The sequence below is a fragment of the Pseudogracilibacillus sp. SE30717A genome, assembly GCF_037071985.1.
Classification (GTDB): Bacteria; Bacillota; Bacilli; order Bacillales; family Amphibacillaceae; genus Pseudogracilibacillus.
The window spans coordinates 1-12659 of record NZ_JAXHDF010000013.1; the positions used below are offsets into that span (position 1 = coordinate 1).

The window sequence follows — 12659 nt, forward strand, 5'->3', positions numbered from 1 at the left end:
AAATAGAGGATGGAATAATTACCTTCCATCCTCTACTTGTCGTTTTCGATAAAAAATTAATCTCACGTTTTATTGAAGTATTTTTAATAAAAATAACGAAACCTCCGGAACATATGTGATAATTAATAGTGCCAACAAGTTAAATCCTAAAAATGACAGTAAACCTGGTAGCATTTGTTTCATATTTGTATTCGTAATCGTTTGTGTAACAAATATATTTAGACCAAAAGGTGGAGTATACATGCCGATAGCAAGGTTAGAGATCATGATAATTCCTAAATGAATTGGATCAATACCTAATGCTATTGCCGCCGAAAATACAAGTGGTGCAACTACGATAATGGCTGCTACCCCTTCGATAAACATTCCTAAAACTAACAATAATAAGTTGAAAAACAATAAAAACATTACTGGAGTTGAAATGTTTTCAGCGATTAACGTAGCAATCATTTGTGGCACTTGTCCTCTTGTTAATAGCCAACCAAGAATTTGTGCTGCCGCCACCAAAACCAAAACTTGAGCAGTAGTGATCGCTGACTCGACACAAATTTGATAAAACTTTTTGATTGTCATTTCACGATAGACAAAGAAACTAATTATTAACGCATAAACAGCAGATACCCCTGCAGCTTCTGTTGGTGTAAAAATACCACTATAGATTCCGCCTAAAATGATAATCGGGATAAGTAATGCCCACCCTGCTTTTCGAGTTGTTTCCCATACTTCTCTTTTCGTTGCCTTTTTATCTTTTGGTATATTGTGTTTTCGAGCATAAATATAGATATATAGAATAGATGAAAGTCCAAATACTACCCCTGCGCCGATTCCTGCGACAAATAGACTACCAACAGATACTCCTGTTACCGAACCATAAATAATTAATGTGATACTAGGAGGAATAATTAGAGAAACTGCTCCAGCTGAAGCTAATAAACCTCCTGAGAATGATTTACTGTATCCTCCCCTTAATAATTCGGGGTACATAATTTTACCAATTGCAATAACTGTCGCAGGTCCAGAGCCTGACAGGGCTCCAAAAAACATACTAGAAACTTGTGTTGTCATTGCCACTCCACCAGATAAATGTCCAACAAGTGCTCTGGCAAAGCGCAAAATACGTTCAGACAAACCGCCTCCATCCATAATGTTGGCAGCTAGAATGAATAAAGGTAAGGCCATTAAAGCAAACTGGTCAAGTCCAGCAAATAAACGTTGAATTAACAACATAGCTTGAATATCACTAAAGAATAAAACGGCTATAAATGATGCTAAGCCAAGTGAAACATATATAGGCACGCTACAAAGTAAAAAGATTATAATTAATGCTATTAATGCGGTAATCATTGTTTTGTCTCCTTTCTAATCTAACTAGTTTTAAAATTTCGGATCATCTCATATGTTTGGATTACTAAATGTATGAGGGAAAGGAGTGCACCTATTGGTATCGCTAAATAGACCCAAAACATCTTAATTTGTAATGCTGGAGTTAATTGTCCTGAGTTCATACTGAACATTACTAGATCAGAACCATATTTTATTAAACAGATCATCAAAGCAATCGCCATAATATTAATGATAAGGCTTAATATCTTCTTACCTTTCTCAGGTAAGTAATCAATTAGTACATCAATTCCAACATGTATACCACGCCGGAAACAAATACTAGCCCCAATAAACGTTATCCAAATAATGGTGTATCTAACTAGTTCTTCAGTCCAAGATATCCCAGCACTAAAAAAGAAACGAAGTACTATATTTACAAATAATAGAAGTGTAACCGCCATCATACTTATGCCAACAAACGCTTCTTCTGTCTTATAGAATATTTTCATTAGACTTTTTCCTTTCTTTGAATGATGCTTAAATGAAAAATAAAACAAAAAAACAAGGAATTAGTCGCATAAAAGAAGTGAACTAACTCCTTGTATTTGATAAAGTTTCTAAAAAGGACTATTTGGATACTTCTTCGATCTTATCTTTGATTTTCTTAAGAATTTCAAGTTGTTCAGGAGTTCCATATGCTTCTTCTTGGAAAGGTACTGAAACCTCTCTGAATTTCTCAATTTCGTCATCTGTTAATTCATAGTAGTTTACGCCAGAATCAATAATTGATTGACGATATTCGTCTTCTGTTTCTGCAAGAACCTGTCTCGCTTCAGTTTTACCAGCTTCTTCCGCTTCCATGATCATTTCTTGCACATCTTCTGACAAGCCGTCATACCATGCCTTATTTGCCATAAATAAGTAAGACATGATTCCATGATAACTCTCAATGACATTATCCTGTACTTCTTGATAGTTATTTAAATAAATAGATTGAAGTGGGTTTTCATGTCCATCCACAACACCTTGCTGAAGTGAATTATAAACTTCCGCATATTCAATCATAGTTGGATTCGCACCCCATAATCTATATTGATCTTCTAAAAGTGGGGAAGACATAACACGAATATCCAAACCTTTAAAATCTTCAGGTGAATGAATTTCTGTTTTACCAGTAGTAAATAATTTAAATCCTCCTGGCCAAAATCCTAATCCTTTAAATCCACCAGCTTCTAACGTATCTAAAACTGCTTGTCCTGCATCACTATCTAATACTTCATATGTTTGCTCTGTATCAGCTGGCCATAGATATGGTAGATCAATTACTTTAACGTCATCAACAAAAGGAGTTACAAACGCTGTCGGTTGCATTGTAATATCGATTTCACCCATTTGAGTACCTTCGATTTGTTCCCTTAAGCTTCCAAGTTGAGAAGCAGGATAAATTTCAACAGTTACATTTCCTTCTGATTTTTCTTCAATAACTTCTTTAAACTTTTCAGCTCCTGCATGTTCAGGACTTTCAATTGGTTGGTTATGACTTAGACGAATAACAACTGATTCACCGCTTGAACCTGAATCAGCTTCACCGTCATCATTATTATCACTTTTTGATCCTCCACCACACGCTGCTAGTACAAGTACAACTAACATTGTCATTAATGCTAAAATTCTCTTGAAGTTCATACCAGTTTTCCCCCTAAGATGTTATAGATTTTTGTTCACATTGTAATCAAATAATAGATTAGACTATTTGAACTAATATGATCCTGATGCTAAATTACTATATGTTAAATCTAATTATAATTTATTTTCTGACGATTATAATAAGCCAATAAAACAATTTTATAGCCTTATTTTTGTCGATTTCGACTACGAGGAGCACTTTGCTTTATCTTCGCTTTGTCGTATAATCCATATTATTCCTGCTGGTATGTGAGGAGTTCAAAGGCTTTTAAGCCCAAATATAGATTCATTTTATCTTCTGTTTTTCTAAGATTTAGTCCTGTAATTTCTTCTATTCTATTCATCCGATATTTTAATGTATTTACATGAATGAAAAGTTCGCTAGCCGTTATCTTCAACGCCTCATTGTTAGCAAAATATACTCGTAATGTTTTAACAAATTCACCTTTCGGATCCTGATTCACAAGCTTTCCAATTGTCTCTTCATAAAAGTCATTCAATTGTGGTTTACCAATCAAAGGTCCAAGTAAACGGTATGCTCCAAGCTCACTATAATAAATAATTTGTATCGAGTCCTTGGCCATTTTTTTTAGTTTGAATGCTTGTTCAGCCTGAAAGAAACTTTTCCTTATTCCTTGAGGTCCTTCATAGACTTCCCCAATACCTGCACAAAGATCAAGCTCTTGACCGAATACATCTTTTACTTTCCTAAATATTTGCTTACAAGTCTTTTTAATCTCCCGATTCTCTACGGGTAAAATCATACATATTTTATTTCGGATAATACCTAATAACATTTTCGGCCAATCTTTCATTAACAATGAATTAATTTCTGCTTTTTCAATCACATTGTTAATATTTGCGAGATTGTCGACTCTTTCTCCAAGTAACATACAAAAATATTTCGTATCCTTCTTAATAAAATATTTTGAACCCCATTCAATCAGGTTCTCATCACTAATACTTACATTAAATATTAGTTCTCTCATAAAATCATTTTTGTACTGCTGCTCCATATCGTACTTAACTTTTACTTTTAAAAATTCTAAAGATAATAGCGTAGATGCTTTTTCCAATATCGCCAAATCAATAGTTAAATGTTTATTGTTTACCGCCCAACATGTAACATTACCAAAAAATTCACCGTCAACGATCAAAGGAGCTACAATACAAGGGATATCCTCATCACCGTACTGTCGTTCATACCTAATCGGTCGTTTTATAATTGACAGTTCATGTTTCTGATCCTTTGAAAGAGGTGAAATTGGCTTGTTCGGTTTTGGAACCTTAATATAAGTAAATTCACTTTCCACTGTTATAATATTTTTCATTATTGAGCTAACATTTTCAACAAAGACATCTAAGCCTTGCGAATTTAACGAGATTTCTTGTAGCACATTTGTGGCTTGCTCAATATCTTCCTGTAACACTACCTTTTCATTAAAGATATAGTGCATAACTGGAGAAAGAATATCTAAGTATTTAATATGGTTAGGTATCCATATTACCGGAAAACCAAGCTTATTTGCACTCTCAATAATCCCTTCAGGTATCTCACCCATCGATTCAAAAGGCTTAATTGCAAGTGCAGTTGCACCCGCATAATACAATCTCTGAATTAAAAGATTTTGAGCATCTTTATCATTTTTAATTGCAAAAAGAGAAGTTAATATTAACTCACGACCTTTAAGCCATTTTACGATATCAGGGACTTCCATTATCGTAATGTTTTCTATCATTCTATCCATTCCCTGATGACCAGCTACGACTTCACATTCACCAAATTTTCCAAGTTTCATTGAATTTTTTAACGATAGGCTCATCATCAAATCCCCCTAATAAATTACGTTAGTGAGTCACATTCAAAATTCGATATTTAAGTGACTCTAGTAATTAAAAAAGTTAGCCAGATAGCAAGCGTTCAATTTTGCCACCAACTAACAAGTAATATCTAAAATATGATAGAAACCTTTGTCGTGATGTTAAAATTATTAAGAGCTACTCCAAATAATAAAATTATAGCATAATTTGATGAAAATGATTAAAGAAAAACTTGCTTACAATAATGTTAAAATTTTCAAATAACAAGGAGCGTAAGAAAGGTGCTCTAGATGGAAGAGTGGCTCTCCGGTGCGAAAAAATGGTATGCCTCTAGTAGTCAACTCATCTCAGTGGGATAATGACGAATCTCGCTAAGGGGCTATATCTTGATAAAGATGTAACGGCCATTCACAGAAGAGTCGTTTCCCTTCGATAAATGGCCGCCATATACAACATAGTTGATTACCTTCTAAAAAGCATTTCACTTTTGATTTATATCTGATTTTCAACAGGAAGTTCGTCCTTAGCCTCCTCTTGCATTTGAGGTAAACGCTCATTTTGCTCTTTTGTAATTTTTCTAATGATAATAATTAGAAGAATTCCAGAAATTATTGAAAGTGGTTCAGTTAATAACGATAAGATTGCGTCTTTTTTATAAGCACCTATCGTATGATCAGAAAAAATATTTTGCGATGATAAGAGATTGGAGAAAATATATATTAACCACCATGTAAGGAGAATGCCACTTACAGATTTAGTTTTCCAATCTTCCGTTCCACGTGAATAAAAGGTTGCTTGCCAAATTTCTTTCATTACTTGATAAGGTTTAAAAAGGTGCGCAATCGGGATAAAATACCAACCAACTGCCCAGCCTGGAGAATGACCTAATCCTTTAACTTTTGCGATTTGCAAGTTTTTATATACCCGATACTTCCAGATCAAATAAAAAATAATAAAAAGTATATTAAAAAAAATCCATCCTAAACCTACTATTACGGTAAGCAAAATAAACATTGCTTCAAAGTCAGACATATATTCAACCGGCATATCACTACTATACATTGAATATATTTTTAGTTCGCCAACATTTAAAAACAGTGTCACCACAGAAAATAAAATCATCACACACATGAAAATAACGGATAAAACAGACAATGTTGAAATAGAAGCAAATTTCTTTTCCAATTTTTTTCGCCCTTTCTCCTGGTTCCTGCTTCCCTATTCGGCTTTATATTCATATACTATGAAAATTTGTATGTATGCACAACAGAAGAAAGTCTCAAATTTTAACATTTTATTATTCAAAGAAAGATAAAAGATAGTAATAAAGAACTCTTTTCCTTTCATAGTTCTTATACACCTAATTATTGTATAGTATAATTACGAATGATTTCTATTTGAGGTGCTTGAAATGAACAATTGGTTTTATAATCCAGAAGTAAAATTTCATATGTGGGGAGCTCCTCATCTGTTCACAATAATAATCTTGATCACCCTATTTTGCTCTATTTATCTATGTAGAAGGTTATTACTTCCTTATCGACGTAGAATACGACTCACTGTCGGCTGGGGATTAATTATTAGTCGCATCAGTTTGGACATATGGTATATCCAAACTGGTATGTGGGATATTAATTCTTCACTTCCTTTAGAACTTTGCAGTATTGCTTCTTTGGCATGTGCGATTATGCTACTTACAAAGAACCACTATATATTTGAAGCATTTTATTTTATTGCAATTGGAGGAGCGATCCAAGCAATTGCAACTCCGGATCTATATTTTGGATTTCCACAATATAGGTATATGCAATTTTTTATAGATCATTTTCTACTGATCCTTTCCCCTCTGATTATGATTTGGTTATATCAATTTACGATTACCTTAAGATCCTTATTAAGGGCATTTATCACAATCAATTGTATTGCAGTAATCGTATTTATAGTAAATATTGTCGCATCTGCAAATTATATGTTCTTAATACAAAAACCAAGCGGTAGTAGTTTATTAGATTTCTTAGGGCCGTATCCGTATTATCTACTATCACTTGAAGGAATTACACTTTTCATATTCTTTCTTTTATACTTACCGTTTACCTTTAAAAATAAAAGGATTATATAATTCCTTTAATTGCATCTATAAACTCATATACAAAGTAACTTGCAAAGCCTAATAGAATGATACCCGCAACGATTGATACCCATTTTATCATTGTCTGACTCATTACTTTCCGAGTGATTGAAACAATAGTAAGTAAACCAATATCGTGAAGAAGAATTCCTGTTAATATCCCTGTTCCTATCATTAAAAACGTAGATGGTTGAGTAATGTCGTAGGAATCAGAAAGCACCGCTCCAAACACGGAAATCCAAAACACTAAATTACCTGGAGAAATAGCTACCAATACTCCATTACGATAAGAAGCAAAAAAGGACTTTGTCGGTTTTTCTCCTGCTAATGTTATATCTTTATCTGCGTTTCTGATCGAGTCATATCCTACAAAAATTAAAAATACCGCCCCGATAATCCACATTGGTATTTGTACATATGGTATCGCTAAAAAAGAAGCAAGTCCTAAATATAATGCGGCTATTAATAGAAGGTCTATCGTCATCCCTCCCAATCCAACTGCCCAACCATGAATAAAACCATTTTTCAGTCCCTGTTTTGTCATCTCGATTGTAATTGCACCAACTGGCATTGCTATCGCCAGACCAGCAAGCATATATGTAAAAAACAACCCCACTATAACACTTCCCAACTAATAATTAATTTGCACTTTAGCAAAAGAACCGTTCATAATCGACAACATTTTTTAACACTCTCATATGGTTAACTTAATTTTTAAAAAGTTTTATTCTATTTTAACAGGGTATTTTAAACTTTACATTTCTTTCGTTCCCTGGATAAACAGAAAAATCGGTTAGGAGGCCTCTAAATGGCTGCAGTTCGCGAACAAAACATGAGTGTTGTAATCATTGAGAGTGTTTTCGACCGGTCAAATAGAGTTTCCACAACTTTGTATTTCAATTTGCCCCAAAACTAGGCAAGATACTGCGATACTGCATAAAGATCTTTTTAACCAAACAAAAAGTGCAAAGATTATAAATCAACTTGAGAATACTTCTAGAAATACTTATCCCAATCAAAAGGAGATTAAAATATGGTTTCAAATGATAAAGATAATAAAAGGAACGATTCTGAAGAAGAATCTCAACTACAGTCTGACCAAATGGAGAAATCAATGGGAAATAAATCAAAAAAAGATACAGACTCTAACGGAAACGTCAAAGAAAAATGAAATTTTCACTACTCCAGTAATATGAGACCAAACACCTTGGTCTCATGTTTTATTTAATTAAATTGTTTTTCAATAAGCTGGAAGGGTATCTAATAAATAAACAGGTAATACTAAAACCGATCCAATGATTTGAGGGAGGTATTTGAAATGGAGAGAAAAAAACAACATAAATTTGACGTATGCGAAGAAGTTATTAATGAAGAAGAAGATTCAGAGCAAGGATCTCAGTTGCAATCCAATGAGTTAGAAATATCGATGGGCAACAAGCAAGAAAAGGATTAATTACATGAACTATTTAAGCGAGAACCTATATAACTAGGCCTCGCTTTTCTACAAGGGAAATATTTCTATTCTTAATCAGGAAAATTTATTTAAGACACATCTTTAAGTGCCGTTTTTCTTTTTGTGACGGGCTTTAACTCCGCAATTAATATAGCAGCCATAATAAGTACTGCACCAATTACCATTCGGGCAGTTAGAAGTTCCTTTAAAAATAAAATGGATAAAACCATTCCAAAAAATGCTTCCGTTGATAAAATGATCGCTGCTCGGGTTGCTGTCGTATATTTAAATGCAATATTCTGTGATAAATAAGCAATCGTTGTCGAGAAAATTGCTAAGTAGATTAAAGAATAAATCGCTTCTTTTTCCATAGACATCGGAATATCCTGCCGAAAAATCAACACAACTATTCCGATAAAAGATGCCGTAATAAATTGAACGACTGTAAGCGAGATCGCGTCTTCCTTCTGAACGAAGAGATTCGTGTAAAAAATATCAAAAGCGAAACCAACCGCACAAGCAAGCGATAGGGCATCACCAATATTGATCGTGAAAGAACCTTGTAAAGATAAAAAACCGATCCCTACTAAAGCGATAATCGAACCGATCGCTTCATGCCGATCAATTCTCCGTTTATATATAAAATAAGCAATAATTGGCACAATAACTACATTGACAGCAGTTAAAAAAGCATTTTTAGACGGTGTCGTGTACTCCAAACCGACTGTCTGCAAAGCAAAAGCAATATATAAAATTGTACCTAAAACTGCTCCTTTCCAGATAACAGCAAAAGAAAAACTCTTAAATTTCTTACTAAAAAGAAGGGCAAGAATAATAGTAGCTAAAACAAATCTTCCTGCCATTAATTGATACGCAGTTAAATATTTTAATCCAATCGCTGTTACAACAAATCCGCTTCCCCAAACAAAAGCTGTAAGAAGAAGCATCCCATCCCCCATATATTGCTTTTTCATCGTGCCTTCCTCCCTCTATTAGAATAACACAAGAAGAAAGAGAGAAAGGCATTTATTGTCTTAAAATTACAAATTTATCTGTTATACAATTTTTACACCTAACTTTATTTATTCATGAACTCGTCATTTAATATGATGGTTAACTACCAAAATAACGTATAGCCACTATTTCTAATTGGTGTTACTCATTTGTTATTTCCACTAATCACAAGAGTCATATTCCATTTAATACGGACTAGTGATTCTTATAAAGAAGTTACTTAACTGTTTTAAAATACATGAGTTTAACAATAAGTATAGCTTGATGATTAATTTAAAAATCATTAATCATCAAGCTTATTTGTCATATCTAAATTTCTAAAAATAGCGATAAATTTTGTAGCTAAAACATTGACTTTATATAGTTAGCCTCTATTATCCCAACCAACCCAGTTTTTATAGAATTCCTCTCCCCCGCAAATATTCTAAGATGACCTCTACAGCTTCTTTCACAGTGAATTGATCTGTATTTATAATCAATTCTGGATTATTAGGCGGTTCGTAGGGAGAATCTATTCCAGTAAAATCTTGAATCTCTCCATTTCTTGCTTTTTTATAGAGTCCTTTAGGATCGCGATGTTCACAAATTTCAAATGGACAGTTTATAAATACTTCTATATACTCACCCTCTTCAAATAGATTCCTTATTTGTTCACGATCCTGTTTAAATGGCGAAATGAATGCAGTCATAACGATTTGCCCGCTCAAAACGAAGAGTTTTGCCACTTCTCCTATTCTTCTTATATTCTCGTGACGGTCTTCTGAGCTAAAGCCTAGGTCTTTATTTAACCCATGTCTGACATTATCACCATCTAAAAGATAACTTCTTATTCCTAATAAATATAATTGAGCGTCTAATTCATTAGCTATTGTGGATTTACCAGAACCAGAAAATCCAGTAAACCAAATCACACAACTTTTGTGATTGTTTAATCTATGCCGATCTAGCTTCGAAACTACTGTTGGATGCCAAATAAGATTTTGATTTCCCATTTTAATCCCCCATTTTAATTGGTGTTTTCGCCAATCCTTCAACTAGCTTCCTTGCGACTTCAGGGCGACTAAATTGTTTTGGTGGCATTTTCCCCTCTTTAAGCATCGCTCTAACTTTCGTACCAGATAAGGAGATTCGGGCTGCTTGATCATGTGGACAAGTCTTTGATGTCGCCATGTTTTCGCACTTTCTACAGTAAAAGCTGTTTTCAAAACAAAGGATTTTTATTCCGATTTCTTCTTCAGAAAAGGCTCGAAAAATGTGTTGAGCATCATACGTGCCATAATAATCTCCTACACCTGCATGATCACGGCCAACGATAAAGTGAGTACACCCATAATTTTTTCGAACTAATGCATGAAATATTGCTTCTTTAGGGCCTGCATATCGCATGGCGGCTGGAAATACAGATAATAATACTCGATTTGCAGGATAATAGTTTTTGAGTAACACTCGATAACAATCCATTCGAAGATTACTAGGGATATCACCTGGTTTCGTCTCCCCTACCAAAGGATGAACGAATAATCCATCAACCATTTCTAAGGCAGACTTTTGAATATATTCATGTGCGCGATGAATAGGATTTCTCGTTTGAAAGCCAACTGTTGTTTCCCATTTTAATTCTTTAAATAGAGCTCTTGTTTCTATAGGCGATAAATAGAACTCTTGAAAACAATCCTTTTTCGGAGCTTTTATTAACTTTATCGGCCCTCCTATATACGTATTAGCTCGTTCGAATAATTTTTTAACCCCGGGATGCTGAATATCTGTTGTTTGATAGATAGATTTTGCTTCTTCATATTTATTTGGTGTAAATATATCTTTTACTTTCATAACTCCGTAAGTGATTTTATCATAAACAAGATTAATCGTTTCGCCTACATTGATCTCTATAGCAACTTTTTCATCAACTGGCAATGTAATTGGAATACTCCAAGGAAGTCTATTGGCAAGCCTCATGGACTCTATAACGGATTGAAAATCTTTCTCCCCCATAAATCCTGTCAACGGACTGTATGCTCCATTTGCTAGTAATTCAAGATCACTGAGTGCCATTTTATCCATTACCACTTCTTTGTTATGCGAATTTATTTTCTCTTTACTATCTATTCGATTAACTAAATAGCCTCCATGCGGCTTAATCATTTACATTTCCTCCTGTTTTTTAAACAATACTTTTTCTTTATAAATCGGTAATTTCGAATAAGTTTTTTTATACCCCATCATATAAGCAATACCAACCAAGATAAATAAAGAAGTCAGCCAATACACTTCAAAATCAATAAACACTTTTACCAAATAATATGAAATTACTAAAGAACCAAGGGGGGAAATGACCCACGTCTTCAGTAATCTATTAATAATTGATTTTTTCCAGATTTCTTTTCCCTTTACGGATGCACCAACTCCTAAGATGCTACATGTTGTTACCTGTGTCTGTGGAACCGGGATACCCAATAGAGAAGCAATCATCACGAGCATGGCGCCAACTCCTGATACAGCGCTACCCTGTAATAAACTTAAATTGATAATTTTTTTACCGTTCGTTTCGATTACTCTAGTACCGAGTAGAATAGCTCCAAGTGCCACAAATACCCCTCCAACAAAGACACCTTGCCCTATGCTTATTAGCCCTGTTCCGACTAGAGGCCCCACTGAATTCGCTACGTTGTTCATTCCTGCCGAAACTGATTCCATAAAACCAGTTAATACAACTAAAAGGGCCAATAGTCGCGGCCACTTACCTTTTTTAAGAAATAATGCTTTTCTTTCTATTTTACTTACTAGTTTATCCGTGAAATATGCTACTAAAAATGCAATGAGTGGGGTTACAATCCAAAATAAAACGATAATTGATAGCTTTTTAATAAAAAGAACTTTAAATGCAATTCCTACTCCTACTAAAGAACCTACAGTTACTTCACTCGTCGATAATGGAATACCAGCCAAATTAGCAATAAACAGACATAAACAAGCAGAACTTATAATGATCAAAGCAATTTTAACGGTAATAATATTCTCAGGAATAATCTCCGATCCAAGTGTTTTAACTACTTTTCCTCCTCCTAAACTTGCACCGAGAAAAATACCGATTCCGCAAATCACTAACGCATTACTTCTTTTTTTTATAGCACCTGAACCATATGCAATTCCCATTGTAGCTGCTGCTCCACTTGCCCCAATATTTAAAGAAAAGAAGAAAACCATAATAAATAGTAACGTTATTATCATAAAAAA

General features: G+C 34.0%; 13 protein-coding genes. 3 read left to right on the top strand and 10 right to left on the bottom strand.

All coding sequences use genetic code 11. From position 1 onward, the window contains the following. Positions 1-69 precede the first annotated feature (69 nt). From SPD48_RS17545 to SPD48_RS17565, 5 genes are all read right to left on the bottom strand, one after another. A complete protein-coding gene (locus SPD48_RS17545) occupies positions 70-1344 on the bottom strand; it encodes a TRAP transporter large permease (protein ID WP_336259430.1) in 1275 nt (424 codons plus the stop codon). Between the two features lie 20 nt (positions 1345-1364). Continuing rightward, positions 1365-1832 (bottom strand): TRAP transporter small permease, encoded by a 468-nt coding sequence (locus tag SPD48_RS17550; protein WP_336259431.1) that lies wholly within the window; start codon positions 1830-1832, stop codon positions 1365-1367. Positions 1833-1950: 118 nt separating this feature from the next. Next, positions 1951-3009, bottom strand: a complete 1059-nt coding sequence (locus SPD48_RS17555) for a TRAP transporter substrate-binding protein (RefSeq protein ID WP_336259432.1) — start codon at positions 3007-3009, stop codon at positions 1951-1953. Positions 3010-3242: 233 nt separating this feature from the next. Then, complete coding sequence (locus SPD48_RS17560; RefSeq protein WP_336259433.1) at positions 3243-4832, bottom strand: PucR family transcriptional regulator; 1590 nt, start codon at positions 4830-4832, stop codon at positions 3243-3245. Between the two features lie 490 nt (positions 4833-5322). Further along, a complete protein-coding gene (locus tag SPD48_RS17565; RefSeq protein WP_336259434.1) occupies positions 5323-6015 on the bottom strand; it encodes a DUF4328 domain-containing protein in 693 nt (230 codons plus the stop codon). A gap of 226 nt (positions 6016-6241) precedes the next feature. Here SPD48_RS17565 and SPD48_RS17570 point away from each other — a divergent pair, with 226 nt between their 5' ends. Next, complete coding sequence (locus tag SPD48_RS17570; protein WP_336259435.1) at positions 6242-6949, top strand: YwaF family protein; 708 nt, start codon at positions 6242-6244, stop codon at positions 6947-6949. On the opposite strand, the gene SPD48_RS17575 is transcribed toward SPD48_RS17570, so the two are convergent. Then, positions 6942-7574: a LysE family translocator gene (locus SPD48_RS17575; protein ID WP_336259436.1), complete on the bottom strand. Its 633-nt coding sequence runs from the start codon at positions 7572-7574 to the stop codon at positions 6942-6944. The two genes, SPD48_RS17570 and SPD48_RS17575, sit on opposite strands and share 8 nt — an antisense overlap. A gap of 417 nt (positions 7575-7991) precedes the next feature. Between SPD48_RS17575 and SPD48_RS17580 the strand changes: the two genes are divergently transcribed. Together SPD48_RS17580 and SPD48_RS17585 are read left to right on the top strand one after the other, a co-directional pair. After that, on the top strand, positions 7992-8129 hold the full coding sequence (locus SPD48_RS17580) for a hypothetical protein (protein ID WP_336259437.1): 138 nt from the start codon (positions 7992-7994) through the stop codon (positions 8127-8129). Positions 8130-8276: 147 nt separating this feature from the next. Then, entirely contained in the window at positions 8277-8411 is a 135-nt protein-coding gene (locus SPD48_RS17585) for a hypothetical protein (RefSeq protein ID WP_336259438.1), read from the top strand. Positions 8412-8500: 89 nt separating this feature from the next. Here SPD48_RS17585 and SPD48_RS17590 read toward each other — a convergent pair whose 3' ends face one another. From SPD48_RS17590 to SPD48_RS17605, 4 genes are all read right to left on the bottom strand, one after another. Continuing rightward, positions 8501-9385, bottom strand: a complete 885-nt coding sequence (locus SPD48_RS17590) for a DMT family transporter (RefSeq protein WP_336259439.1) — start codon at positions 9383-9385, stop codon at positions 8501-8503. A gap of 435 nt (positions 9386-9820) precedes the next feature. Next, positions 9821-10417: an adenylyl-sulfate kinase gene (gene cysC, locus SPD48_RS17595; protein WP_336259440.1), complete on the bottom strand. Its 597-nt coding sequence runs from the start codon at positions 10415-10417 to the stop codon at positions 9821-9823. 1 nt (position 10418) lies between these two features. Then, positions 10419-11567 (bottom strand): sulfate adenylyltransferase, encoded by a 1149-nt coding sequence (gene sat, locus SPD48_RS17600; protein ID WP_336259441.1) that lies wholly within the window; start codon positions 11565-11567, stop codon positions 10419-10421. Beyond that, entirely contained in the window at positions 11568-12653 is a 1086-nt protein-coding gene (locus tag SPD48_RS17605; RefSeq protein WP_336259442.1) for an inorganic phosphate transporter, read from the bottom strand. Between the last annotated feature and the right edge of the window lie 6 nt (positions 12654-12659).